The sequence below is a fragment of the Streptomyces sp. NPDC046887 genome (genome assembly GCF_040644755.1).
GTDB classification, from domain to species: Bacteria; Actinomycetota; Actinomycetes; order Streptomycetales; family Streptomycetaceae; genus Streptomyces; species Streptomyces lichenis.
Map to the genome: position 1 here is coordinate 81236 of NZ_JBEYXH010000009.1, position 24641 is coordinate 105876.

At 71.4% G+C, this 24641-nt stretch carries 20 protein-coding genes and 2 tRNA genes; 9 read left to right on the top strand and 13 right to left on the bottom strand.

From position 1 onward, the window contains the following. Positions 1 to 3: 3 nt before the first annotated feature. Positions 4 to 1524, bottom strand: a complete 1521-nt coding sequence (locus ABZ945_RS11905) for a folylpolyglutamate synthase/dihydrofolate synthase family protein (protein WP_361267259.1) — start codon at positions 1522 to 1524, stop codon at positions 4 to 6. A 175-nt stretch (positions 1525 to 1699) separates the two neighbouring features. On the opposite strand from ABZ945_RS11905, the gene ABZ945_RS11910 reads away from it, so the two are divergent. Continuing rightward, complete coding sequence (locus ABZ945_RS11910) at positions 1700 to 2107, top strand: VOC family protein (RefSeq protein WP_361267261.1); 408 nt, start codon at positions 1700 to 1702, stop codon at positions 2105 to 2107. 88 nt (positions 2108 to 2195) lie between these two features. On the opposite strand, the gene ABZ945_RS11915 is transcribed toward ABZ945_RS11910, so the two are convergent. Continuing rightward, on the bottom strand, positions 2196 to 4817 hold the full coding sequence (locus ABZ945_RS11915; protein ID WP_361267263.1) for a valine--tRNA ligase: 2622 nt from the start codon (positions 4815 to 4817) through the stop codon (positions 2196 to 2198). A gap of 137 nt (positions 4818 to 4954) precedes the next feature. Here ABZ945_RS11915 and ABZ945_RS11920 point away from each other — a divergent pair, with 137 nt between their 5' ends. Beyond that, entirely contained in the window at positions 4955 to 5929 is a 975-nt protein-coding gene (locus ABZ945_RS11920) for a hypothetical protein (protein ID WP_361267265.1), read from the top strand. 81 nt (positions 5930 to 6010) lie between these two features. Here the strand turns inward: ABZ945_RS11920 and clpX are convergent, their stop codons facing one another. The 5 genes from clpX to ABZ945_RS11945 all read right to left on the bottom strand — a co-directional run bounded on the left by clpX (position 6011) and on the right by ABZ945_RS11945 (position 10852). Further along, entirely contained in the window at positions 6011 to 7294 is a 1284-nt protein-coding gene (gene clpX, locus ABZ945_RS11925; protein ID WP_248632057.1) for an ATP-dependent Clp protease ATP-binding subunit ClpX, read from the bottom strand. A 155-nt stretch (positions 7295 to 7449) separates the two neighbouring features. Beyond that, positions 7450 to 8109 (bottom strand): ATP-dependent Clp protease proteolytic subunit, encoded by a 660-nt coding sequence (locus ABZ945_RS11930; RefSeq protein ID WP_248632056.1) that lies wholly within the window; start codon positions 8107 to 8109, stop codon positions 7450 to 7452. Positions 8110 to 8185: 76 nt separating this feature from the next. Then, positions 8186 to 8803 carry an ATP-dependent Clp protease proteolytic subunit gene (locus tag ABZ945_RS11935; protein WP_361267268.1) on the bottom strand — a complete coding sequence of 206 codons (618 nt, stop codon included), beginning with the start codon at positions 8801 to 8803 and terminating at the stop codon, positions 8186 to 8188. Between the two features lie 371 nt (positions 8804 to 9174). Then, positions 9175 to 10599, bottom strand: coding sequence for a trigger factor (tig, locus tag ABZ945_RS11940; protein WP_361267270.1), 1425 nt, complete (start codon positions 10597 to 10599; stop codon positions 9175 to 9177). A 176-nt stretch (positions 10600 to 10775) separates the two neighbouring features. After that, positions 10776 to 10852, bottom strand: a tRNA-Pro gene (locus ABZ945_RS11945). A gap of 219 nt (positions 10853 to 11071) precedes the next feature. Between ABZ945_RS11945 and ABZ945_RS11950 the strand changes: the two genes are divergently transcribed. After that, positions 11072 to 11142, top strand: a tRNA-Gly gene (locus tag ABZ945_RS11950). 77 nt (positions 11143 to 11219) lie between these two features. On the opposite strand, the gene ABZ945_RS11955 is transcribed toward ABZ945_RS11950, so the two are convergent. After that, positions 11220 to 11414 (bottom strand): hypothetical protein, encoded by a 195-nt coding sequence (locus ABZ945_RS11955; protein WP_248632053.1) that lies wholly within the window; start codon positions 11412 to 11414, stop codon positions 11220 to 11222. Between the two features lie 470 nt (positions 11415 to 11884). On the opposite strand from ABZ945_RS11955, the gene ABZ945_RS11960 reads away from it, so the two are divergent. After that, a complete protein-coding gene (locus ABZ945_RS11960) occupies positions 11885 to 13156 on the top strand; it encodes an acyltransferase family protein (RefSeq protein WP_361267273.1) in 1272 nt (423 codons plus the stop codon). Positions 13157 to 13166: 10 nt separating this feature from the next. Here ABZ945_RS11960 and ABZ945_RS11965 read toward each other — a convergent pair whose 3' ends face one another. Further along, positions 13167 to 13607: an HD domain-containing protein gene (locus ABZ945_RS11965; protein WP_361267275.1), complete on the bottom strand. Its 441-nt coding sequence runs from the start codon at positions 13605 to 13607 to the stop codon at positions 13167 to 13169. Positions 13608 to 13621: 14 nt separating this feature from the next. Continuing rightward, positions 13622 to 14773, bottom strand: a complete 1152-nt coding sequence (locus tag ABZ945_RS11970; protein WP_361267277.1) for a PP2C family protein-serine/threonine phosphatase — start codon at positions 14771 to 14773, stop codon at positions 13622 to 13624. Between the two features lie 114 nt (positions 14774 to 14887). On the opposite strand from ABZ945_RS11970, the gene ABZ945_RS11975 reads away from it, so the two are divergent. Further along, positions 14888 to 16123, top strand: coding sequence for a GNAT family N-acetyltransferase (locus tag ABZ945_RS11975; protein WP_361267279.1), 1236 nt, complete (start codon positions 14888 to 14890; stop codon positions 16121 to 16123). Between the two features lie 20 nt (positions 16124 to 16143). Here the strand turns inward: ABZ945_RS11975 and ABZ945_RS11980 are convergent, their stop codons facing one another. Together ABZ945_RS11980 and ABZ945_RS11985 are read right to left on the bottom strand one after the other, a co-directional pair. Continuing rightward, a complete protein-coding gene (locus ABZ945_RS11980; RefSeq protein ID WP_361267281.1) occupies positions 16144 to 16953 on the bottom strand; it encodes a DNA-formamidopyrimidine glycosylase family protein in 810 nt (269 codons plus the stop codon). Then, on the bottom strand, positions 16953 to 17447 hold the full coding sequence (locus tag ABZ945_RS11985; protein ID WP_361267283.1) for a ribose-5-phosphate isomerase: 495 nt from the start codon (positions 17445 to 17447) through the stop codon (positions 16953 to 16955). Before ABZ945_RS11985 ends, ABZ945_RS11980 begins: the two co-directional genes overlap by 1 nt. 232 nt (positions 17448 to 17679) lie before the next feature. Between ABZ945_RS11985 and ABZ945_RS11990 the strand changes: the two genes are divergently transcribed. Continuing rightward, positions 17680 to 19116, top strand: a complete 1437-nt coding sequence (locus ABZ945_RS11990; protein WP_361267285.1) for an amino acid permease — start codon at positions 17680 to 17682, stop codon at positions 19114 to 19116. A gap of 95 nt (positions 19117 to 19211) precedes the next feature. Further along, a complete protein-coding gene (locus ABZ945_RS11995; RefSeq protein WP_361267287.1) occupies positions 19212 to 20483 on the top strand; it encodes an FAD-dependent oxidoreductase in 1272 nt (423 codons plus the stop codon). An 8-nt stretch (positions 20484 to 20491) separates the two neighbouring features. Here ABZ945_RS11995 and ABZ945_RS12000 read toward each other — a convergent pair whose 3' ends face one another. Continuing rightward, complete coding sequence (locus ABZ945_RS12000) at positions 20492 to 21073, bottom strand: biotin transporter BioY (RefSeq protein WP_361267289.1); 582 nt, start codon at positions 21071 to 21073, stop codon at positions 20492 to 20494. Between the two features lie 291 nt (positions 21074 to 21364). Here ABZ945_RS12000 and ABZ945_RS12005 point away from each other — a divergent pair, with 291 nt between their 5' ends. Both ABZ945_RS12005 and ABZ945_RS12010 read left to right on the top strand, forming a co-directional pair. Then, on the top strand, positions 21365 to 22810 hold the full coding sequence (locus tag ABZ945_RS12005) for an amino acid permease (RefSeq protein WP_361267291.1): 1446 nt from the start codon (positions 21365 to 21367) through the stop codon (positions 22808 to 22810). A gap of 263 nt (positions 22811 to 23073) precedes the next feature. Further along, positions 23074 to 24501, top strand: a complete 1428-nt coding sequence (locus tag ABZ945_RS12010; RefSeq protein ID WP_361267293.1) for an amino acid permease — start codon at positions 23074 to 23076, stop codon at positions 24499 to 24501. The last annotated feature ends 140 nt before the right edge of the window (positions 24502 to 24641 follow it).

The following is a 24641-nucleotide window of genomic DNA, read 5'->3' on the forward strand; positions in this document are numbered from 1 at the left end:
GCTTCAGCCCTTTCCGAGCAGCAGCCGGGCCTCGCCGACCGTGATGACCGAACCGGTGACCAGCACGCCCGCGCCGGCGTACTCGTCCTCCTCCTCCGCGAGGGTGATCGCCGCCTCCAGCGCGTCGTCCAGCCGGGGCTCCACCACCACCCGCTCGTCGCCGAAGACCTCGACCGCGAGGGCGGCCAGCTCGTCGGCGTCCATGGCGCGATGGGTGGAGTTCTGCGTGACGACCACCTCGGCGAGGATCGGCTCCAGGGCTTCGAGCAGCCCCCGGACGTCCTTGTCGGCGCTGGTGCCGACGACGCCGATGAGCCGGGAGAAGGAGAACGCCTCGCGCACCCCCTCGGCGGCGGCCAGCGCGCCCGCCGGGTTGTGCGCCGCGTCCAGCACGACGGTGGGGCTGCGGCGGACCACCTCCAGCCGGCCCGGGGAGGCCACCGTGGCGAAGGCCCGCCGGACGGTGTCCACGTCCAGGGTCCGGGACGCCTCCGCGCCGACGCCGAAGAAGGCCTCCACCGAGGCGAGCGCCACGGCCGCGTTGTGCGCCTGGTGGGCCCCGTACAGCGGGAGGAAAACCTCCTCGTACTCCCCGCCGAGCCCGCGCAGGGTGAGCAGCTGCCCGCCGACCGCCACCTCGCGGGCGGCCACGCCGAACTCCATGCCCTCCCGCGCCACCGTGGCGTCCACCTCGACGGCCCGCTTCAGCAGCACCTGCGCCGCGTCCACCGGCTGCTGGGCCATCACCACGGTCGCGCCCGGCTTGATGATCCCGGCCTTCTCGGCGGCGATCTCGGCGGTGGTGGAGCCCAGCCGGTCGGTGTGGTCCAGGCTGATCGGGGTGACCACGGCCACCGAGCCGTCGATCACATTGGTGGCGTCCCAGGTGCCGCCCATGCCGACCTCGACCACGGCGACATCGACCGGCGCGTCCGCGAAGGCGGCGTACGCCATACCGGTCAGCACCTCGAAGAAGGAGAGCCGGTACTCCTGGGCCGCGTCGGTCATCTCGACGTACGGCTGGATGTCCCGGTAGGTCTCCACGAACCGCTCATGGCTGATCGGGGCGCCGTCCAGGCTGATCCGCTCGGTCACCGACTGCACATGCGGCGAGGTGTAGCGGCCGGTGCGCAGGTCGAAGGCGGTGAGCAGGGCCTCGATCATCCGGGCCGTGGAGGTCTTGCCGTTGGTGCCGGTGAGGTGGATAGAGGGGTACGAGCGCTGCGGCTCGCCCAGCACGTCCATCAGGGCCGCGATCCGGCTGACCGAGGGCTCCAGCTTGGTCTCGCCCCAGCGGCCCGCGAGCTCCGCCTCGACCTCCCGCAGGGCCTTGTCCACCTCGGGGTCGGCGGGCCGGGCGGCCGGCACCGGGTCGGCCTGCGGCGGTCCGGCCTGGGCGCGCAGCGTACGGCTGCCGGCCTCGATCACCGCCAGGTCCGGATCCCGGTCCGTCTCGGCGGCCACGATCTGCTCGAAGTCGTCGGGGTTGGTCTCGTCACTGGGCTCGGGGGGCTGCTCGCTCACGCCCCTCAGTCTACGGAAGGCGGCGGGGGCCTTCGGAAGGCGGCGGCCCCTCCCGGGCCGGCCCTCCGCGCCTCCCGGGAAAAATCTTCAAGACTTCCCCCTCCCCCGCGATGAGTTTCCGATCCGGCCCCGGTCTGTATCTGTGTAGACCGGCACACATGGAGCGGAGACCCCGATGTACCAGCAGATGATCTTCCCGAACCTGGCCGTGAGCGACCTGGAGGTCTCCAAGAAGTTCTTCACCGACCTCGGCTACTCGCTGAACCCGCAGTTCTCCGACGAGAACTGCGCCTCGGTCGTGATCAGCGAGCAGATCGTGCTGATGCTGCTGCTGAAGCCCCGGTACGCGGACTTCACCTCGAAGGCCATCGCGGACTCGACCACCACCAGCGAGGTGCTGCTGGCGCTGAACGCGGAGAGCCGCGAGAAGGTGGACGAGCTGGTGGAGAAGGCGGTCGCGGCCGGCGGCAAGGAGACCCGGGACCCGCAGGACCACGGCTTCATGTACGGCCGGTCCTTCGACGACCCGGACGGCCACACCTTCGAGGTGTTCTGGATGGACCCGGCGACCGTCGAGGGCTGAGCCGACGGCGGTACCAGCGGTACGCGGACGGGCACCGCACCCACGGGGGGTGCGGTGCCCGTCGCCGTACGGGACCGGGGTGGGCCGGTCAGGCCGCCGGAAGGTTCTCCAGCTGGCGGGTGATGCGGGCGATGTCCTCGTCCGCGCCAGCCAGCCGGGTGCGGATCTTCTCCACCACCTGGTCGGGGGCCTTGGCCAGGAAGGCCTCGTTCCCCAGCTTGGCGTTGGCCTGGGCCTTCTCCTTCTCGGCGGCGGCCAGGTCCTTGGCCAGCCGCTTGCGCTCGGCGGCCACGTCGATGGTGCCGGACAGGTCGATGGCGACCGTGGCGCCCGCGACCGGCAGCGAGGCGGTGGCGGCGAAGGACTCGCCCTCCGGCTGGAGCCGCAGCAGCTGGCGGATGGCCGCCTCGTGCGGGGCCAGCGCGGTGTCGCCGAGCTCGAAGCGGGCCGGGACCTTCTGGCCGTCCTTGAGCCCCTGGTCCTTGCGGAAGCGGCGGACCTCGGTGACCACCTGCTGGACCAGCGCGATCTCCCGCTCGGCGGCCTCGTCGCGGAAGCCGCTGTCCTTCGGCCAGTCGGCGATGACCAGCGACTCCCCGCCGGTCAGGGCCGTCCACAGCTTCTCGGTGACGAACGGGACGACCGGGTGCAGCAGCCGCAGGGTGACGTCCAGGACCTCGCCGAGGACGCGGGCGGAGACCTTCGCCTGCTCGCCGCCGGCGAAGAAGGTGGTCTTGGACAGCTCGACGTACCAGTCGAAGACCTCGTCCCAGGCGAAGTGGAACAGCGCGTCCGACAGCTTGGCGAACTGGAAGTCCTCGTAGAGGGCGTCCACCTCGGCGACCGTGGTGTTCAGCCGGGAGAGGATCCAGCGGTCGGTGGCGGTCAGCCGCTCCGGCTCGGGCAGCGGGCCCTCGACGGTGGCGCCGTTCATCAGGGCGAACCGGGTGGCGTTCCAGATCTTGTTGGCGAAGTTCCGGGAGGCCTGGACCCAGTCCTCACCGATCGGGACGTCGATACCGGGGTTGGCGCCGCGGGCCAGGGTGAAGCGGAGCGCGTCGGAGCCATACGTGTCCATCCAGTCCAGCGGGTTGACCGCGTTGCCGAAGGACTTCGACATCTTCTTGCCGAACTGGTCGCGGACCATGCCGTGCAGGGCGATGGTGCGGAACGGGACCTCGCCGTCCATCGCGTACAGGCCGAACATCATCATCCGGGCGACCCAGAAGAAGAGGATGTCGTAGCCGGTGACCAGGACCGCGTTCGGGTAGAACTTCGCCAGCTCCGGGGTCTGTTCGGGCCAGCCCATGGTGGAGAAGGGCCAGAGCCCGGAGGAGAACCAGGTGTCCAGGACGTCGGTGTCCTGGTGCCAGCCCTCGCCGCTCGGCGGCTCCTCGTCGGGGCCGACGCAGACGACCTCGCCGTCCGGGCCGTACCAGACCGGGATGCGGTGGCCCCACCACAGCTGGCGCGAGATGCACCAGTCGTGGAGGTTGTCGACCCAGTCGAAGTACCGCTTCTCCATCTCCTGCGGGTGGATGGCGACCCGGCCGTCGCGGACCGCGTCCCCGGCGGCCTGGGCGAGCGGGCCGACCTTGACCCACCACTGCATGGACAGCCGGGGCTCGATGGTGGTCTTGCAGCGGGAGCAGTGCCCGACGGAGTGCTTGTACGGGCGCTTCTCGGCGACGATCCGGCCCTCGGCGCGCAGGGCGGCGACGACGGCGCTGCGCGCCTCCAGGCGGTCCAGGCCCTGGAAGGGGCCGTGCGCGGTGATCACGGCGCGCTCGTCCATGACCGAGAGGTTGGCCAGCCCGTGGCGGCGGCCGATCTCGAAGTCGTTGGGGTCGTGGGCCGGGGTGACCTTGACCGCGCCGGTGCCGAAGGACGGGTCCACGTGCTCGTCGGCGACGACCGGGATACGGCGGCCGGTGAGCGGCAGTTCGACCTCGGTGCCGACCAGGTGCTTGTACCGCTCGTCGTCCGGGTGGACGGCGACCGCGGTGTCACCGAGCATCGTCTCGGCGCGGGTGGTGGCGACGACCAGCGCGGCGTCCCCGTCCCCGTAGCGGATGGAGACCAGCTCGCCGTCGTCCTCCTGGTACTCCACCTCGATGTCGGAGATGGCGGTCAGACAGCGGGGGCACCAGTTGATGATCCGCTCGGCGCGGTAGATCAGCTCGTCGTCGTAGAGCTTCTTGAAGATGGTCTGGACGGCCTTGGACAGGCCCTCGTCCATGGTGAAGCGCTCACGGGACCAGGCGACGCCGTCGCCGAGGCGGCGCATCTGGCCGGAGATCTGGCCGCCGGACTCGCCCTTCCACTGCCAGACCCGCTCGACGAAGGCCTCCCGGCCCAGGTCGTGGCGGGACTTGCCCTCCTTGGCGAGCTCGCGCTCGACCACGTTCTGGGTGGCGATGCCGGCGTGGTCCATGCCGGGCTGCCACAGCGTCTCGTACCCCTGCATCCGCTTGCGGCGGGTGAGGGCGTCGATCAGCGTGTGTTCGAAGGCGTGGCCCAGGTGGAGGCTGCCGGTGACGTTGGGCGGGGGGATGACGACGGTGTACGCGGGCTTGTCGCTGCTCGCGTCCGCGTCGAAGTAGCCCCGCTCCACCCAGCGCTCGTACAACTGCCCCTCTACATCGGCCGGCGCGTACTGGGTCGGCAGGTCGGGGGCGGTCGCGTGGTGCTGCGCTGAGTTCTCGGTCACGGGCCCAGTTTAGGGGTGTCACGGGGACGTACTGAAACGGGATTGTTCGGTAACGGTCCGACCCCCGGCGTGCCGCACGGACAAGCTTTCGGCCAGGATGTCAGCGACGCATAAGCATTCGGAGGGGGACCCCTTTCATGAGCACCGACCAGCCGGGTCCGTACGGCGGACAGCCCAACCCGTACGGCCAGCCCGGCCCCTACGGCCAGCAGCAGCCGCCGGCCCAGGCCCCCCAGCCCGGCTACGGGTACCCCCAGCAGGCCCCGCAGGGCGTGCCGCCGCAGCAGCAGGGCTACGGCTACCCCCAGGGCGCGCCGCAGCAGCAGCCTTATGGCCAGCCCCAGGCCCCCGGCCCGTACGGGCAGCCGCCGCAGCAGCCGCCCTACGGCGCGGCCCCCGGCCAGTACCCGCCGCCCCCGCCGGCCCCCGCCGGTGGCGGCGGCAAGAAGGCCGGTCTGATCCTGGGCGCGGTCGCGGTGGTCGCGGCGATCGCGGTGGGCGCGTACTTCGTGTTCGGCAACGGCGGCGGCTCCGACATCGCGGACGACGGGCCGCACAAGCTCATCACCCCGGAGACGGTGCTGGGCGAGTACAAGAAGGACGGCTCCGGCTCGTCCTCGGACGACGAGATCCTCAAGAACGCCTCCAAGTGGGGCGTGCAGGACCCCAAGGACGTCAGCTCCGCCTACGAGGCCGGGGACAAGGCGAACCCGCTCGGCGGCAAGCTGATCACCTTCGGCGGCGTCTACGGGAAGATCGAGGACCCGGAGAAGGTCGTGGACGGCTTCTTCGCCTTCATGAAGACCAAGGCCGCCCAGGACGACGAGGACATGAAGATGAACTTCGTCGGCGAGCCGAAGGAGTACCAGCCGGCCGGCTTCGAGGGCGCCGTCCTCAAGTGCCAGCAGGCCAAGGGCACTCCGAAGGAGGAGGCCCCCACCGGTGGGCCGAAGGAGCTCAACCTCACCGTGTGCGCCTGGGGCGACTACAGCACCATGGCGATGGTGATGCCGCTGACGATGGCGGACGTGATGGCCGGCAAGGCGTCCTCCCCCGAGGACGCCGCGGCGATCGCCGCCAAGCTCCGCAAGGAGGTCCGCGTCAAGGCCTGACGGCCCTCACACGCGACGAAAGGGGCGCCCCGGTCGGTTCGGTTCGAACCGCCGGGGCGCCCCTCTTCGCAGGTACGAGGGCTACGCGGACTTCTCGTGCGGGCCCTGGTCCTTGACGACGCGGGGGACCAGGGTGGGGTTGACGTTGTTGTGGACGACGTCCTCGGTGATGACGACGCGGGCCACGTCCTTGCGGGAGGGGACCTCGTACATCACCGACATCAGGACCTCCTCCATGATGGCGCGCAGGCCACGGGCGCCGGTGCCGCGGAGGATGGCCTGGTCGGCGATGGCCTCCAGGGCGGGGCGGTCGAAGTCCAGCTCGACGCCGTCGAGTTCGAAGAGGCGCTGGTACTGCTTGACCAGGGCGTTGCGCGGCTCGACCAGGATCTTGAGGAGGGCCTCGCGGTCGAGGTTGTGGACCGAGGTGATGACCGGGAGGCGGCCGATGAACTCGGGGATCATCCCGAACTTCACCAGGTCCTCCGGCATGACCTCCTGGAACTGGTCGCTGGCCTCGATCTCCCGCTTGGAGCGGATGGTGGCGCCGAAGCCGATGCCCTTGGCACCGGCCCGGGACTCGATGATCCGCTCCAGACCGGCGAAGGCGCCGCCCACGATGAACAGCACGTTCGTCGTGTCGATCTGGATGAACTCCTGGTGCGGGTGCTTGCGTCCGCCCTGCGGCGGCACCGAGGCGGTGGTGCCCTCCAGGATCTTCAGCAGGGCCTGCTGGACGCCCTCGCCGGAGACGTCCCGGGTGATCGACGGGTTCTCGCTCTTGCGGGCGACCTTGTCGATCTCGTCGATGTAGATGATCCCGGTCTCGGCCTTCTTGACGTCGTAGTCGGCCGCCTGGATCAGCTTGAGCAGAATGTTCTCGACGTCCTCGCCGACATAGCCGGCCTCGGTCAGCGCCGTGGCGTCGGCGATGGCGAACGGGACGTTCAGCATCCGGGCCAGGGTCTGGGCGAGCAGCGTCTTGCCCGAACCGGTGGGGCCGAGCAGCAGGATGTTGGACTTCGCCAGCTCGATCGCGTCGTCCCGGCCCTGCGCGCCGCCGTTCTCGCCGGCCTGGACGCGCTTGTAGTGGTTGTACACCGCGACGGAGAGGGCCTTCTTCGCGGGCTCCTGCCCGACGACGTACCCCTCCAGGAACTCGTAGATCTCACGCGGCTTGGGGAGTTCCTCCCACCGCACCTCGGAGGTCTCGGCGAGCTCCTCCTCGATGATCTCGTTGCACAGGTCGATGCACTCGTCGCAGATGTACACACCTGGGCCCGCGATGAGCTTCTTCACCTGCTTCTGGCTCTTTCCGCAGAACGAGCACTTGAGCAGGTCGCCGCCATCACCGATGCGTGCCACGAGGTGCTTCCCCTTCGCCTGGGAGCGGCCTGGTGCAGCCGCTCCTGGTGCCTCTATCCGACGGTACCTTGCCCATGCCCGTGTTCGGGCCCCCCTCGGCATGGTTCAGCACACCGCGTGGTGCGCGGGCGGGTGCCGAGGGGGTGCCGGCAGGGTCAGGCGGCCGCCGCGGTGGTGCTCTTGCGGGTGGAGACGATCTGGTCCACCAGGCCGTACGCCAGGGACTCCTCGGCCGTGAGGATCTTGTCGCGCTCGATGTCGTCGCGGATCTTCTCGATCGGGGTGCTGGAGTGCTTGGCCAGCATCTCCTCCAGCTGGGTCCGCATGCGCAGGATCTCGTTGGCCGCGATCTCCAGGTCGGAGAGCTGCTCACGGCCGGTGCCGCCGGACGGCTGGTGGATCAGCACCCGGGCGTTGGGCAGCGCCATCCGCTTGCCGGGGGTGCCCGCGGCCAGCAGCACGGCGGCGGCCGAGGCGGCCTGGCCCATGCAGACGGTCTGGATGTCCGGCTTCACGAACTGCATCGTGTCGTAGATGGCGGTCAGCGCGGTGAACGAGCCACCGGGGCTGTTGATGTAGATCGAGATGTCCCGGTCCGGGTCCATCGACTCCAGGCACAGCAGCTGCGCCATGACGTCGTTGGCGGAGGCGTCGTCGATCTGCACGCCGAGGAAGATCACGCGCTCCTCGAAGAGCTTGGCGTACGGGTCGTACTCGCGCACGCCCTGGGAGGTGCGCTCGACGAACCGGGGCACCACGTACCGGTTGTCCACCTGCGGGCCGGTGTAGAGGCCGCTCGCGGAGAAGTTGCTCATGGGGTGTTTCACCATCCTGATGGCGGTCGGGCGTTCGGCGGGCTGGGGTCGGCGGATCGGGCCGGCGGCGGGGCGCTCAGGCGCCGGTGCCGCCACCGCCCGGAACGCCCGCGGCGACGGACATGATGTCGTCGATCAGGCCGTACTCCTTGGCCTCCTCGGCGGTGAACCAGCGGTCGCGGTCGCCGTCGCGGATGATCGTCTCCATGGTCTGACCGGAGTGGCGCGCGGTGATCTCGGCCATCCGCTTCTTGGTGCGGAGCAGGTACTCGGCCTGGATCTTGATGTCCGAGGCGGTGCCGCCGATGCCGGCGGAGCCCTGATGCATCAGGATGTCGGTGTTCGGCAGCGCGAAGCGCTTGCCGGGGGTGCCGCCGGTCAGCAGGAACTGGCCCATCGAGGCGGCCATGCCCATGCCGATGGTGACCACGTCGTTCGGGATGTACTGCATGGTGTCGTAGACCGCCATGCCGGCCGTCACCGAGCCGCCGGGGCTGTTGATGTAGAGGTAGATGTCCTTGCTGGGGTCCGCGGCAAGGAGCAGCATCTGCGAGGTGATCTTGTTCGCGATGTCGTCGTCGACCTGCTGGCCGAGGAAGATGATGCGCTCGCCGAGCAGCCGGTTGTAGACATGGTCGCCGAGGCCGCCACCGATGGACGGCTCACCCGCGGCGTAAGGCTTCAGATTCGTCACGTATCCACCTGCTCGTCTCCGACGGCACGAGCCGTCTCAGCGTCGTACGTACTGGGCGGGTATGTGCCTGCCCTCGTATTCATGGACCCTAACGCGCTGGTCGGCAGCGGCCATCCCGGTTCCCGAACTGTTCGCTGGGAGCGCAAGGTAGGCGGCCCGGCGGGGCCTTCGAGGGCCTGGGCGGCGCCTTTCGAGGGCCTGTACGGGGGTCCGGCGGGGCCCGTACGCGGCTCGGCGGGGCCCGATGGGCCGGGGGGCCCGGGCGGGGCCCGGACGACGAGGGCCCGGACCGCACACGGGGTGCGGGCCGGGCCCTCGCCTCAGCCGTCTCGCGGCCGGGTGGCCGGCGGCCGGGCCGGCCGGGGGGCCGGTCAGCCCTCGGACTTCTCCGCGGCCTTCTCGTCGGCCTTCTCGGCCTCGGCGGCCGGGGCGTCCCCGGTCGCGGCCTCGGCGGTCTCGGCGGTCTCGCCTGCCTCGGCGGTCTCGTCGTCGTCCAGGTCGACCGTCTCACCGTTGGTGTCGACGACCTTGGCGGACTCCACGACCACGGCCAGCGCCTTGCCGCGGGCGACCTCGCCGACGAGCATCGGCACCTGGCCGCCCTCGACCACGGCCTGGGCGAACTGGTCGGGGCTCATGCCGGAGGAGGCGGCGCGCCGCATGAGGTGCTCGGTGAGCTCCTCCTGGTTGACGTTGAGCTTCTCCTTGTTGACCAGCTCGTCCAGGATGAACTGGGTCTTGATGCCCTTGACCGCCTGCTCGCGGGTCTCGGCGTCGAACTCCTCGGCCGTCTTGCCCTGGATCTCCAGGTACTTGTCGATGGTGAGGCCCATCTGGCCGAGCTGGTGGTGCTCCAGGTTGTGCTTGCGGGTGTTGACCTCGTCCTCAAGCAGCTTCTCGGGGATCGGGACCTCGGCGAGCTTGATCAGCTCGTCCAGCACCCGCTCCTGGGCCTGGGTGGCCTGGTCGTACTGCTTCATGTTCTCCAGGCGCTTGCGGCTGTCGGCGCGCAGCTCCTCAAGGGTGTCGAACTCCGACGCCATCTGGGCGAACTCGTCGTCCAGCTCGGGCACCTCGCGGGCGGCGACGGCGGTGACCTTGACGGTGACCTCGGCCTCCTTGCCCTCGGCGGAGCCGCCCTTGAGGACGGAGGTGAACGCGGCCTCGTCACCGGCCGACTTGCCGGTGACGGCCTCGTCGATGCCGTCCAACAGCTCGCCGGAGCCGATGGTGTACTGCACGCCCTCGGCCACACCGTCGGCGAGGACCTCGCCGTCGACCTTGGCCTCCAGGTCGATGGTGATGACGTCGCCCTCGGCGGCGGCGCGCTCGACCGGGGAGGTGGAGGCGAAGCGGTCGCGCAGCTGCTCGACCGACTTGGCCACGTCCTCGTCGGTGACCTCGACGGCGTCGACGGTGACCTCGATGCCGGAGTAGTCCGGGATCTCGATGGAGGGGCGGATGTCGACCTCGGCGGTGAAGGCCAGCAGCTCGCCGTCCTTCAGCTCGGTGATGTCCACGTCCGGCTGGCCGAGCGGGTTGACCTCGGCCTCGTTGACCGCGTCGGTGTAGAAGCGCGGGAGGGCGTCGTTGACGGCCTCCTCCAGTACCGCGCCACGGCCGAACCGCTGGTCGATCACGCGAGCCGGGATCTTGCCCTTGCGGAAGCCCTTGACCGTGACCTGCTGGTTGATCTTCTTGTACGCCGCGTCGAGGCTGTCCTTGAGCTCCTCGAAGGGCACCTCGACAGTGAGCCGAACCCGGGTCGGGTTCAGGGTCTCCACGGCGCTCTTCACGGTTCGGTCTCCTTGGTGGCTGATTCTTGGGTCTGCCGGGCCGCCTCGGCGGCGGCTGCGGCGGATTCGGCCCGGTCAGAGAGACACACGGGCACGCAGCTTGCATAGTAACCGCAAGCAGGGAGGGGCCCACAACGTGATCTACGGACGACCCGTGCGACGAGCGCGTACGGGCGTGGTCGGGGTGGCGGGATTTGAACCCACGGCCTTCCGCTCCCAAAGCGGACGCGCTACCAAGCTGCGCCACACCCCGTCGGTGCGACACGTAGGGTACATGGCCGCGGACCCGCCGTCGGCACCTTTTTCGGGTGCGGTCCGCGCGCTGTACGGATACGGGGACGGCCGGCCGTGCCGCGTACGGGTACGGGAGACCGCCCCGCCCGGCAAAGGGGTGTGCGACCCGGCCGCCGGACCCGCTACGATGACCGTGCCGTCCACGCCGGGTCCGCCGGTCGCGGGCGGTGCACGGTATGCGGGCGTAGCTCAATGGTAGAGCCCTAGTCTTCCAAACTAGCTACGCGGGTTCGATTCCCGTCGCCCGCTCTGCACGGCTCAGGGCCAGGTCCGAGGAGTTCTCCTCTTGCACCTGGCCCTGAGGCGTTCCCGGGCCCCGGGGGGCGTCAGAAGTTGATGCCGTTGATGGTGCTCGCTATCGAGTCCAGGGTGCGCTGGATGGCGGGGGCCATGCCGCTGGAGGCGAGGAAGAAACCGAAGAGGATGGCCACCACGGCCGGACCCCCCTTGATCGAGCCGCTGCGGATCATCACCACCAGGATGATCGCCAACAGCAGCACCACAGACAGCGAAATGGCCACAACTGATCACACCTTCGGTCGGTCCGCCTTGCCGGCCCGGAGGTGCGCGGCCGCGCAGACCCCCGTTCGGTCCATCGTGCCACCAACCTCCCCCGCTACACCCCCCGCTGACACATCCTCTGACACATCCTTCGGGAGGGATCAGGGGCACGTCGCCCGGGTACTCGGGGGCGATGGGCGCCTTCGGGGCCTCTCGCGGCGACCCCGGGGACAGGGAGGCGGAGGGCGGACGCGGGGCAAGGGCCGGGGGTTGTGACGCTTTTCGCATATACACATTCCGGCCACAGGAAATCCCCGGTGTGCGCTCCGGGTAATGCCGCGTGGGGCGGTGGTGACCGAATGCCACGATCAACGCGGATGAGTCCACCCAAGGCGGGCATCCGCATGCGGTGCGACAGCGAAGGCACCCCCGTAAAGAGAGACCTGTCACGGGTTTTACGAACGCGGCGAGCCGGGCTAGCGTGCCTCGAATGTTCCAGGCCCCGCACGGAAACCAGAAGGCTCCGCTCCCGCCGGTCGAGGAGCCGGCGCCCGCCGCCGCTGACACGCCGCCGCACGGCGCGGCCAGACCCGCCAAGGCCGCGGCGGGGTCCGCCGGGTCCGCCAAGAAGGAGCGGGACCCGTTCTTCGACAATGCGAAATACCTGGCCATCGTGCTGGTCGCGATCGCGCACACCTGGGAACTCGTCATGGACGGGAGCCGGACGACGCGTGCGATCTACATGGTCGTCTACACCTTCCATATGCCGGCGTTCATCCTGATCTCCGGCTACTTCTCGCGGAGTTTCACCGGGCGGCCGGATCAGGTGAAGCGGCTACTGACCAGTGTGGTCGTCCCGTATCTGGTGTTCGAGACGGCGTACACCCTCTTCACGGCCTGGGCCAAGGACGACTGGGGCCGCCCGCTGAGCCTGACCGACCCCTTCTATCTGACCTGGTTCCTGGTCGCGCTGTTCCTGTGGCGGCTGTCGGTGCCGCTGTGGCGGAGCCTGCGCCATCCGCTGGCCGTCTCGATGGTGGTCGCCGTGGCGGCCTCGCTCTCCCCCGCCACCGGCTCGGACCTGGACCTGATGCGGGTGCTGCAGTTCCTGCCGTTCTTCGTGATGGGGCTGCTGATGCGGCCCGAGCACTTCGCCCTGGTGCGGCGCCGGGAGGCGCGGATCGCGGCGGTCCCGGTGCTGCTGGCCACGCTGGCCTTCGCGTACGGGATCGCGCCGGACATGAAGCTGAGCTGGTTCTACCGGGCCACCCCGGTGGAGGAGACGGGCGCGGCCTGGTGGACCGCCCCGGTGATGATCGTGCTGCTGACCGGCTGCGCCCTGGTGCTGACGGCGGTCTTCCTGGCGCTGGTGCCGCAGCGGAAGATGTGGTTCACCGCGCTGGGCGCCGGCACCATCACCGGCTATCTGCTGCACGGCTTCGGGGTGAAGGCGCTGGAGTACTGGAACGTGGTGGATCGCCACGACTGGCTGGCCTCGCCCACCGGGCGGGTGGTGCTCACCCTCGCGGCGGCCGCGGTGGTGACCCTGGCCTGCACCTCCCCGGTGCGCCGGGCGCTGCGCGGGGTGACCGAGCCCAGGATGGACTGGGCGTTCAAGGAGGACCCGGCGCGGGCCGCGGTCGCCCGCCGGGACCAGGCCCCGCAGCCCGAACGGCGGACGCCCGCCCCGGCGCCGGAGCGGGCCTGGCCGGAGGGCGACGCCTCGCGCACCCTCCAGCTCACCCGGATCGGGCCCCGCTGACCGTGTGGCGCTAGCCGTCCAGCCCCAGCAGCGCGCGGGTGCGGGTGTACTTCTCCGTCAGCCGGGTCCGGGTCGCCTCGTCGAGTTCGGCGAGGCGGCCCGGATCGCTGTTGTGGGCGAGGTCGGCCTCCTTGACCAGGAGGGCGCCGGGGACGGCGAGGATGCGGGCGGTGTACGCGGGCAGCTCCTCGCCGGGGCGCTTGGTGAGGGCGAGGACCATGTCGCGGACCGGTTGGGGGAGTTCGGCCTCGGTGAGCCACTGCTCGGTGAGGGCGTCGTCTTCTACGGCGTCGTGCAGCCAGGCGGCGGCGATCTGGGCTTCGGTGCCGCCCCGGGCGCGTACGCCCTCGGCGACCGCCTGGAGGTGTTCGGTGTAGGGGCGGCCGGACTTGTCCCGCTGGCCGGCGTGGGCGGCGCGGGCGGTGGCTTCGATCTCGGCGAGGGTGAGCACGCTTCAGGGGCCTTTCAGGCGTCGCGGGTGATCAGCAGCAGGGCGCGGTCGTCGTTGACGTCCTTGGCGCAGGCCTCGATCAGGTGCCAGGCGGCCCCGGTGAAGCCGGTGCCGACATAGCGGTCGGCCTCGCCGGTGAGCCGGTCGACGCCCTCGGCGAGGTCCCGTCCGGGGGCCTCCACCAGGCCGTCGGTGAAGAGCATCAGCACGTCGCCGGGGCGCAGGGTGCCCTTGACCGGGTGGAACTCGGCCCCGTCGTACACCCCGAGCAGCGGGCCTTCGGCGGCGGTCTCCTCCCAGCGGCCGGTGCCGGCGTGCAGGTGGAGGGCGGGCAGATGGCCGGCGGAGAGCAGTTCGTAGTCGCCGGTGTCCAGGTCGAGGACCAGGTGGACGGAGGTGGCGAAGCCCTCCTCCCAGTCCTGGCGCAGCAGATAGCCGTTGGCGGCGGGCAGGAAGCCGTGCGGTGGGAGTGAGCCGATCAGCCCGCCGAAGGCGCCGGAGAGCAGCAGGGCGCGGGAGCCGGCGTCCATGCCCTTGCCGGAGACGTCGGTGAGGACGACCTCCAGGGTGCGGCCGCCGGAGGTGCGGGCGGCGACCACGAAGTCACCGGAGAAGGACTGGCCGCCGGCCGGGCGGAGCGCCATCTCGTGGTGCCAGCCCTTGGGCAGCCGGGGCAGCGCGGACTGGGCGCGGATGCGTTCGCGCAGGTCGAAGAGCATGGTGCCGCCGCGCCGCCAGGGCACCCCGACCCGGGCCCGGAACTGGGCGATGAGCAGCCCGAACAGTCCGCAGGCGGCGACCACCAGCACGGTGCCGGGGGTGACCCGCCCGGCGGCGTCCTCGGCGGTGTAGGGGCCGAGGACCACGGATTCGGCGATCAGCGCCCCGGCGGCGGCCGCGTAGAGCCCGAGCAGGCTGGCGGGGCGGAGCAGCAGGCCGCCGGCGACGATCGGCAGGACCAGGGCGGAGGGGGCGCACCAGATGGGGAAGGCGATGGTGGCGAGCGCCAGGGCGGGGATGGTGAGCAGCAGTCCGGCGAAGGCGATCCAGTCGGAGCCGTCGCCGCGGAAGTAGTCGACGGCGGATCTGCGCAGCGCGACCCTGGCCCGGAGCGCGCTCTTGCGTGTCCGGGCCGTGAGGGTCTGCGTTCTCGCTGCACGGGCCATTGGCCTGGACCCTATCCACCCGGGGGCCGGACGTGCAGGGGGCCCCTTGCCGTCCGCTGCCGTCCGGTGCGAAAACGGGTCGCCGCCGCCGGGGGCGGCTGGTACCGATGGCGTATGACGACTGAGATGCGGATCCTCCGTGCGGAGGAGTGGGACCACTGGTACGGCCGGCTGGAGCTGGCGTTCGGCGGGGTGGCGGACTCCGACGAGGAGCGGGAGCTGTGGCGGGGGCTGACCGTGCCGGAGCGGTCGATCGGCGTGTGGGACGGCGGGAGTTGCGTCGCCACGTCGGGGTCGTTCGCGTTCCGGGTGGCGGTGCCGGGCGGGGCCCTGGTGCCGGCGGCGGGGGTGACGATGGTGGGGGTGGCCCCGACGCATCGGCGGCGCGGGCTGCTGACCGGGATGATGCGGCGGCAGTTGGACGACGTACGGGCGTGGGGCGAGCCGCTGGCGGTGCTGTGCGCCTCGGAGCCGGCGATCTACGGCCGCTTCGGGTACGGGGTGGCCACCCGGCACGTCAACGCGGAGATCGACACCGACCGGGTGCGGCTGACGCTGCCGGAGGGCACCGACGAGGTGTCGCTGCGGCTGGTGGAGCCGGGGGACGCTCAGGCGCTGGCGGCCTGCGAGGCGGTGTACGCGCGGCTGGTGCCGGGGCGGCCGGGGATGATCGACCGGCTGCCGGGCTGGGACCGGCTGGGGGTGCTGGACCCTCCCGGCGATCGCGAGGGGGCCTCCCCGCTGATGTGCGTGGTGGCGGAGCGGGACGGCGAGGTGGTCGGGTACGCGCGGTACGCGGTGCGGCCCGGGTGGGACGAGGCCGGTCCGGCCGGGGTGGCGCGGCTGCGGGATCTGGAGGCGCTGGACCCGGCGGCGTACGCGGCGCTGTGGCGTTATCTGTTCGGGCTGGACCTGGTGAAGAGCCTGCACAGCCGGGGCCGGCCGGTGGACGACGCCTGGCAGCACCTGGTCTCGGACACCCGGCGCTGTCTGCCGAGGCTGCGGGACGGGCTGTATGTCCGGCTGGTGGACGTCGGCGAGGCGCTGGCGGCGCGTACCTACCAGGCACCGGTGGATGTGGTGCTGGAGGTGGCGGACGCCTTCTGCCCGTGGAACGCGGGGCGCTGGCGGCTGACCGGAGACTCCAAGGGCGCTCAGTGTGAGCGGACGACCGATCCGGTGGATCTGGCGCTGTCGGTACGGGAGTTGGGCTCCGTGTACCTGGGCGGGGTGCCGTTGGCGGGGCTGGCCGCGGCGGGGCTGGTCCGGGAGGAGCGGCAGGGCGCGCTGGCGGAGGCGTCGGTGGCGTTCGGCTGGCCGGTGGCGCCCTGGCTGCCGCACGGGTTCTGAGTCCCGTCAGGGCCAAGGGCTCAGGCGGGCTGGCAGTCGGCGCACCAGAAGAGGTTGCGGGCGGCGAGCGGGGCGGTGCTGACCGGGGTGCCGCAGAGATGGCAGGGCATCCCGGTGCGGCGGTAGACGTAGACCTCGCCGCCGTGGTCGTCCACCCGGGGCGGGCGGTCCATGGCCTCGGGGGTGTGCTCGGGGCGGACGGTGTCGATCCGGTTGTTCCGTACGCCCTCGTGCATCAGCGCCACCAGGTCGTCCCAGATCGCCGTCCACTGGTTGCGGGTGAGGTCCTTGCCGGGGCGGTAGGGGTCGATGCCGTGCCGGAAGAGGACCTCGGCGCGGTAGACGTTGCCGACGCCCGCGACCACCTTCTGGTCCATCAGCAGCGCGGCGATGGTGGTGCGGCTGCGGGATATCCGGCGCCAGGCCTTGTCCGGGTCGTCGCCGTCGCGCAGCGGGTCGGGGCCCAGCCGCTCGTGTATGGCGCGCTTCTCGGGCTCGCCGATGAGGGCGCAGGCGGTGGGGCCGCGCAGATCCACGTACGAGGTGGGGTTGGCGAGCCGCAGCCGTACCGTCTCGGTGGGCGGCGGCGCCGGCTGGTCGCCGAAGGCCACCTTGCCGAAGAGGCCCAGGTGGATATGGACCCACTCCTCGCCGCGGAAGCCGAGGAAGAGGTGCTTGCCGTGCGCCTCGGTGCGGGCCAGGACGGCGCCGTCGATCAGCGCGGCGGAGTCGGCGAACTTGCCCTGCGGGCTGCTCGCGGTGACGGGCCGGCCGCCGAACCGGTCACGGTAGTCGGCGGCCAGCCGGTGGATGGTGTGCCCCTCGGGCATCAGGCGGTCGGCTCCTGCGGGTGGTGGGCCGGGATGGGGGGCAGCTCGCCGGTGGTCTCGTAGGCCGAGAGCATCTCGATCCGGCGGGTGTGGCGCTCCTCACCCGAGTACGGGGTGGAGAGGAAGACCTCGACGAAGCGGGTGGCCTCGTCCTGGGTGTGCATCCGGCCGCCGACGGCGATGACGTTGGCGTTGTTGTGCTCGCGGCCGAGGGCTGCGGTCTGCTCGCTCCAGGCGAGGGCGGCCCGGACACCCTTGACCTTGTTGGCGGCGATCTGCTCGCCGTTGCCGGAGCCGCCGATGACGATGCCGAGGGCCTCGGGGTCGGCGGCGGTCCGCTCGGCGGCGCGCAGGCAGAACGGCGGGTAGTCGTCCTGGGCGTCGTAGATGTGGGGCCCGCAGTCGACCGGCTCGTGACCGTGGGCGGTCAGCCACTCGACGAGGTGGGTCTTCAGTTCGTAGCCGGCATGGTCGGAGCCGAGGTACACGCGCATGGGGGGAGTGTGGCACGGGCGCGGCCGGGGAACGGTCAGCGGGGTCGGGTACGGAGCGCGTCCGGCCGGTGACTACCCATGGTCACCGGCATACAGGTCCGTACCAACCTACAAGGGACGTGACCGGCGCCTCGTATCACGATACGGATTCGGGTCTTCCGACCCTTCCCGGTCTCGGGTTTGAATGCACGGGCTCGTCATCCGAGTGCCCCACCAAGGTAAGGAACTGTCCATGACCATGCAGCCGACCCTGCATAAGGAAGGCGAGAACCCCGGTGAGCCCGGGAATCCGCAGCCTTCCGACGGTCTCAAGGCCGGGCTGAAGAACCGCCACCTCTCCATGATCGCCATCGGCGGCGTGATCGGAGCGGGCCTGTTCGTCGGCTCCTCCGGAGGTATCGCCAAGGCCGGTCCCGCCATCCTGATCTCCTACGCGCTCGTCGGCGCGATGGTCGTGATGGTGATGCGGATGCTCGGCGAGATGGCGGCAGCGAGCCCGGACTCCGGCTCCTTCTCCGCGTACGCCGACCGCGCGCTGGGCCGCTGGGCCGGCTTCTCCATCGGCTGGCTGTACTGGTTCTTCTGGGTCGTGGTGCTGGCGGTCGAGGCGACCGCGGGCGCGGTGATCCTGGAAGGCTGGATACCGGCCGTCCCGCAGTGGGGCTGGGCGCTGATCGTGATGGTGGTGCTCACCGCGACCAACCTGATCTCGGTCGGCTCCTACGGTGAGTTCGAGTTCTGGTTCGCCGGCATCAAGGTGGTGGCGATCGGCGCGTTCGTGATCGTCGGCCTGCTGGCCGTGTTCGGGGTGCTGCCGGGCTCGGACAACCCGGGCGAGGGCTTCGCACACCTCACCGACGCGGGCGGCTTCCTGCCGAACGGCGCGGGAGCGATCCTCACCGGTGTGCTGATGGTCGTCTTCTCCTTCATGGGCAGCGAGATCGTGACGCTGGCGGCCGGTGAGTCGGAGGACCCGCGCCGCGCGGTCACCAAGGCCACCAACAGCGTGATCTGGCGGATCGCGGTCTTCTACCTGGGCTCGATCTTCGTGGTGCTGACCCTGCTGCCGTGGAACGACCCCTCGATCACCGAGAAGGGCTCCTACGTCGCCGCGCTGGACTCCATCGGCATCCCCTACGCCAGCGGGATCATGGACTTCATCATCCTGACCGCGGTGCTCTCCTGCCTGAACTCCGGCCTCTACACGGCCTCCCGGATGGCGTTCTCGCTCGGTGAGCGCGGTGACGCCCCGAAGGCCTTCGCCAAGGTCAGGGGCAACGGTGTGCCGGTCACGGCGATCCTCGCCTCGGTGGTCTTCGGCTTCGTGGCGGTGTTCTTCAACTACATCTCGCCGGACAAGGTCTTCGACTTCCTGCTGAACTCCTCCGGCGCGGTGGCGCTCTTCGTCTGGCTGGTCATCTGCCTGACCCAGCTGCGGATGCGCGGCATCCTGATGCGCGAGGCGCCGGAGAAGCTGACCGTGAAGATGTGGCTCTTCCCGTATCTGACCTGGGCGACCGCCGCGTTCATCGTCTTCGTCCTGGGCTACATGTTCGTCGACGAGGCCAACCGCCAGGTCGTCTCGCTCTCCCTCCTGGTGGCCGGCGTCGTGGTCGCCATCGGCCTGGTGCTGGACCGCCGGCGCAAGGCCCTGGCCGCCAGGGTCTGAGGCGCCCCGGTACACGCTGGAAATACCTGACGGCAGCTGTCAGGTATCAGGGTGAGGCTCTCCGTGTCACGTCCCGTGAACGGAGGGCCTTTCCCATGTCCGGATCCCTGTCCGAGCCGACTTTCCTCACCCCCGACGACGCCGGTTACGCGGCGGAGACCGCGGGCTTCCAGACCGGCTTCCCGGTCCGCCCGGAGCTGGTGGTGGCCGCGCGGAGCCCCGAGGAGGTGCGCGGGGCCGTGGCGTACGCCGCCGAGCGGGGGCTGCCGCTCGCCGTCCAGGCCACGGGGCACGGGCTGGCCGGGCCGGTGGACGGCGGGGTGCTGGTCTCCACCCGGCGGATGGACGGAGTCCGGGTGGACCCGGCCGCCCGTACCGCCCGGATCGAGGCCGGGGCGCGCTGGGGCCAGGTGGTGGCCGCAGCCGCGCCGCACGGGCTGGCCCCGCTGAACGGCTCCTCCCCCGGCGTGGGCGCCGTCTCGTACACCCTGCGCGGCGGACTGGGCATCCTGGGCCGGGAGTTCGGCTGGGCGGCCGACCGGGTGCGCTCCCTGGAGCTGGTGCCCCCAGACGGGGAGCCGGTGACCGTCACCGGGGCCTCGGACCCGGAGCTGTTCGGGCGGCTCCTGGGCGGCGGAGGGCCCGCGCTGGGGGTGGTGACCGCGCTGGAGACCGGTCTGGTGCCGGTGGCCCGGTTGTACGGCGGTTCGCTGCTGTTCACCGATGGGGGCGCCGGGGGCGTGGAGGCGGTGGTCCGGGCCTGGCGGGAGTGGACGGCGGGGGTGCCGGAGGCGCTGACCTCCTCGCTGGCGGTGATGGTCTACCCGGAGCTGCCCTTCGTCCCGGAGCACCTGCGCGGCCGGTACACGGCCTCGGTGCGGATCGCGTACACCGGGGACGCGGCGGAGGGCGAGCGGCTGGTGGCCCCGCTGCGGGCGGCGGCCGGGCGGCGGCCGCTGGAGGACACCCTGCGGGAGATGCCGTCCCGCGAGTCGCACACCATCCACAGCGACCCGGATCAGCCGCACGCCTACTACGGGGAGGGCCGGCTGCTCGGCGCCCTGGACCCGGCGGCGATCGGTCCGCTGCTGGAGCGGACCGGGCCGGACTCGCCGCTGTGGACGGTGGTGCAGCTGAACCACCTGGGCGGGGCGCTCGCCCGGCCTGCCGCCAACAGCGTGCCGCACCGGGAGGCGGGGTATCTGGTGCGGCTGCTCTCGGTGCTGGGGGACGCGCCCGGAAACGGCACGAGCCCGGACCAGGTCCGGGCTCGGTACGCGGAGGTGTTCGGGGCGCTGGGGCCGGCCGTGCTGGGCCCGGCCCGCGGCTTCGCCTTCGGCGCGGGGGGCGACGCCGTGGCGGCCTGAGGAAGGGGCTACTTCTTGCCGATCAGCTTCCAGGCGGCGGGCAGGGCGCCCATGGCGAGGGCGGCCTTGAGGGCGTCGCCGATGAGGAAGGGGGTCAGGCCCGCGGCGACGGCCTGGGAGAGGGTCATCCCGGTGGCGAGGGCCAGATAGGGGACGCCGACCGCGTAGATGACGAGGGAGCCGAGCGCCATGGTCCCGGCGGTGCGCAGCACCGAGCGGTCGGCGCCGCGGCGGGCCAGCGCGCCCACCACGGTGGCGGCGAGCAGCATGCCGAGGATGTAGCCGAAGGACGGCATGGTGTAGCCGGAGGTGGCCTGGGCGAACCAGGGGACGCCCGCCATCCCGGCCAGGGCGTAGAGGGCGAGGGAGAGGAAGCCGCGGCGGGCGCCGAGCGCGGTGCCGACCAGCAGCGCGGCGAAGGTCTGGCCGGAGACCGGGACCGGGGAGCCGGGCACCGGGACGGCGATCTGGGCGGCCAGTCCGGTGAGCGCGGCGCCGCCGACCACCAGCGCGATGTCACGGGTGCGACTGGCCGGCAGGAGGTCGGCCAGGACCGCACCGGGGCGGGCGGGGGCGAAGGCGGTGCTCATCGGGACTCCGGCAGAGGTGAGGAGGGTGGAGGGACACGCCGACGGTAGTCCAGGGGCGGGCCGGCGATCATCCGCCCCCGGTGACAAGGGGTGGAGAGCGGCTTGGTGGAGTTCACACAAAGGGACCGTTCCCTGCCCGCCGGGGCGTGACGGTGGTCACGTGTGACGCCGGTTGAGCGGTCCCTTTTGCGCCGGTGGCCTCCGTACGGAGAGACTGTGGGGTCCTGCCAAACGCCCCGGGGCTCGGATGGAAGCGAGCCGCTGGGGCCCCGAAGAGTACGAGCCAGCGCCATGCCGAGTGCACCGCCGCCCCCGTCCGATCCGGTCGCCGCCACGGCGGTGGAGCCGGAGCCCCTGTCGCACGGGCTGAAGCAGCGGCATCTGACCATGCTGGGGCTCGGCGGGGTGATCGGCGCGGGGCTGTTCGTCGGCTCGGGCGCGGGTATCGCGGTGGCCGGTCCGGGGATCGTGCTCTCGTATCTGCTGGCGGGCGCGCTGGCCATGCTGGTGATGCGGATGCTGGGCGAGATGTCGGCGGCGATGCCGGCCTCGGGCGCGTTCTCGGTGCACGCGGAGCGGGCGCTCGGCCGGTGGGCCGGGTTCTCGGTGGGCTGGCTGTACTGGTTCCTGCTGGTGGTGGTGCTGGCGGTGGAGGCGACCGGGGCGGCGGCGATCGCGCACGGCTGGGTGCCGGGGATGCCGCAGTGGGCCTGGGTGCTGGTCTTCATGACCGTGTTCACCGCGGCGAACCTGACGGCGGTGCGCAACTTCGGCGAGTTCGAGTTCTGGTTCGCCGGGCTGAAGGTGGCCGCGATCGTGCTCTTCCTGGTGCTGGGGGTGCTGGCGGTGGGCGGCTGGCTGCCGGACACCGAGCCGGTGGGCCTGGCCAACCTCACCGGGCAGGGCGGTTTCCTGCCGGCCGGCTGGGACGGGGTGGTCTCCGGGGTGCTGGCGGTGGTGTTCGCCTTCGGCGGCCTGGAGGTCGTCACCATCGCGGCGGCCGAGTCGGAGGACCCGGCGCGCAATGTGGCCCGGGCGGTGCGCAGCGCGGTCTGGCGCATCCTCCTCTTCTACGTGGGCTCGATGCTGGTGATCGTCACCCTGCTGCCGTGGACCTCGATGGTGCCGGGGCAGAGCCCCTATGTGGCGGTGCTGGACTCGATCGGCGTCCCCGGGGCGGCGCAGATCATGAACGTGGTGGTCTTCGTGGCGCTGCTGTCGGCGCTCAACGCCAATCTGTACGGGTCGTCCCGGATGGTGTTCTCGCTGGCCGAGCGGGGCGAGGGACCGTGCGCGCTGCTGAAGGTCTCCGGGGGCGGGGGCGGCGGGGTGCCGCGCCGGGCGGTGCTGGCCTCGGTGGCCTTCGGCTTCGTCTCGGTGCTGCTCAACCTGGTCTGGCCGGACACGGTGTTCCTCTACATGCTGAACGCGGTGGGCGCGGTGCTGCTCTTCGTCTGGGCGCTGATCGCGGTCTCCCAGCTGCGGCTGCGGCGCCGGATCGAGCGGGAGGCGCCGGAGCTGCTGACCCTGCGGATGTGGGGCTTCCCGTGGCTGACCTGGGCGGCGCTGGCCGCGATCGGCGCGGTGCTGGGTCTGATGCTGACCGACCCGGCGAGTCGGCCGCAGGTGCTGTGGTCGGCGGGCGCGGCGGCGCTGGTGCTGGCGGTGGCGGGGCTGCGGGAGGTACGGGACCGGCGGCGGGTACGGGACGGGCAGGGCGCCGGGCCGCGCCCCTGAGCCGGGGCGGCCGGGGGGCGGGGCTCAGGGCGGGCACGGACGGTGACCCGGGGCGGCCGGAGGGGCCTTTCCCGCGCCGGGCACGGACGGTGACCGTGGCGTGGAGGCACCTTCACCTTGTGTGAGCACGGTGTCCGTATAGCGGTCGCCCGTTCCCTGTGAGCGGGGCGTCCGCTCAGACTGCTTGCGCGCCCGGCGCCTCGCCGACGAGCTCCGGGACGCACCCGCACGCCGTCCGCTCACCAGTGAACAGGGCACCGACATTGTCCCGGACCCCCGCGCCTCCCGCGCCGGCCGAAGCGCCCCCCACCGGCGGCCCGGCGGCCGATCCCGGCACCTCCCTCTCGCACGGCCTCAAGCAGCGCCATCTGTCGATGATCGCCCTCGGCGGGGTCATCGGCGCCGGCCTGTTCGTCGGCTCCGGCACGGCCATCGCCGCCGCCGGTCCCGGCATCGTCGTGGCATACGCGCTCTCCGGCCTGCTGGTCATGCTGGTGATGCGGATGCTCGGCGAGATGTCCGCCGCCAACCCGGCCTCCGGCTCCTTCTCGGTCCACGCCGAGCGGGCGCTGGGCCCCTGGGCGGGCTTCACCGCGGGCTGGTCGTTCTGGTTCCTGCTCTCGGTGGCGGTGGGCCTGGAGGGCATCGGCGCCGCCAAGATCATGACCGGCTGGCTGCCCGGCACCCCCGAGTGGGCCTGGGTGGCGCTGTTCATGCTGGTGTTCTGTACGACCAACCTGGCCGCGGTGAAGAACTTCGGCGAGTTCGAGTTCTGGTTCGCCGCGTTGAAGGTGGGCGCGATCGTCCTCTTCCTCGGGATCGGCGTGCTCGCCATCACCGGGGTGCTGCCCGGCACCGACGCGCCCGGCACCACCCATCTCACCGGGGACGGCGGCTTCCTGCCCAACGGCTCCGAGGGCCTGATCGTCGGCCTGCTCGCCTCGGTCTTCGCGTACGGCGGTCTGGAGACCGTCACCATCGCCGCGGCCGAGTCGGAGCACCCGGTCGAGGGCGTGGCCAAGGCGGTGCGCACCGCGATGTGGCGGATCGCGCTGTTCTACGTGGGCTCGATGGCGGTGGTGGTCACCCTGGTGCCGTGGACCGACCAGGCCGTGGTCGAGGTCGGCCCCTATGTCGCCACCCTGGACGCCCTGGACATCCCGGGCGCCGGGCAGATCATGAACGTGGTGGTGCTGGTCGCCCTGCTCTCCGCGATGAACGCCAACATCTACGGGGCCTCCCGGATGGCGCACTCGCTGGTCGCCCGCGGCCAGGGGCCCAAGGCGTTGGGCCGGATATCCGGCGGGGTGCCCCGGATCGCGGTGCTGACCTCCTCGGTCTTCGGCTTCCTGTGCGTACTGCTCAGCTACTGGCGGCCGGACGACGTCTTCGCCTGGCTGCTGAACATGATCGGCGCGGTGATCCTGGTGGTCTGGGTCTTCATCGCCGTCTCCCAGCTGCGGCTGCGCCGCCGCCTCCAGCGGGAGGCGCCGGAGAAGCTGGTGGTGCGGATGTGGGCGTACCCCTATCTGACCTGGGTCGCGCTGGCCGCGATGGCGGCGGTGTTCGTGCTGATGGCGCGTGAGCCGGACACCCGGATCCAGCTGCTGTCCACCGGCGGACTGACCCTCTTCCTGGCCGCGGCCGGCTTCACCCGGCAGAGGCTGGCGGCCCGCCGCACCACCGGCTGACATCCCCCCTCCCCCCCGCGTACAGGCGGCGGCCCCGGTATCCGATACCGGGGCCGCCGCCTTTCGGTGCCATGGAGACCTCCGCGACGCGCCGGAGTCCTAGGACGATGGACTGATCAACAGTTCCCGCACCTACTGTT

Coding starts and splice junctions, on each gene's coding strand:
- ABZ945_RS11995 (WP_361267287.1), top strand. CDS start 19,212: ATGTCCGGATCCCTGTCCGAGCCGACTTTCCTCACCCCCGACGACGCC.
- ABZ945_RS11960 (WP_361267273.1), top strand. CDS start 11,885: ATGTTCCAGGCCCCGCACGGAAACCAGAAGGCTCCGCTCCCGCCGGTC.
- ABZ945_RS11980 (WP_361267281.1), bottom strand. CDS start 16,953: ATGCCCGAGGGGCACACCATCCACCGGCTGGCCGCCGACTACCGTGAC.
- ABZ945_RS11985 (WP_361267283.1), bottom strand. CDS start 17,447: ATGCGCGTGTACCTCGGCTCCGACCATGCCGGCTACGAACTGAAGACC.
- ABZ945_RS12005 (WP_361267291.1), top strand. CDS start 21,365: ATGCCGAGTGCACCGCCGCCCCCGTCCGATCCGGTCGCCGCCACGGCG.
- ABZ945_RS11975 (WP_361267279.1), top strand. CDS start 14,888: ATGACGACTGAGATGCGGATCCTCCGTGCGGAGGAGTGGGACCACTGG.
- ABZ945_RS11990 (WP_361267285.1), top strand. CDS start 17,680: ATGACCATGCAGCCGACCCTGCATAAGGAAGGCGAGAACCCCGGTGAG.
- ABZ945_RS11930 (WP_248632056.1), bottom strand. CDS start 8,109: ATGAGCAACTTCTCCGCGAGCGGCCTCTACACCGGCCCGCAGGTGGAC.
- ABZ945_RS11920 (WP_361267265.1), top strand. CDS start 4,955: ATGAGCACCGACCAGCCGGGTCCGTACGGCGGACAGCCCAACCCGTAC.
- ABZ945_RS12000 (WP_361267289.1), bottom strand. CDS start 21,073: ATGAGCACCGCCTTCGCCCCCGCCCGCCCCGGTGCGGTCCTGGCCGAC.
- ABZ945_RS11910 (WP_361267261.1), top strand. CDS start 1,700: ATGTACCAGCAGATGATCTTCCCGAACCTGGCCGTGAGCGACCTGGAG.
- ABZ945_RS11970 (WP_361267277.1), bottom strand. CDS start 14,773: ATGGCCCGTGCAGCGAGAACGCAGACCCTCACGGCCCGGACACGCAAG.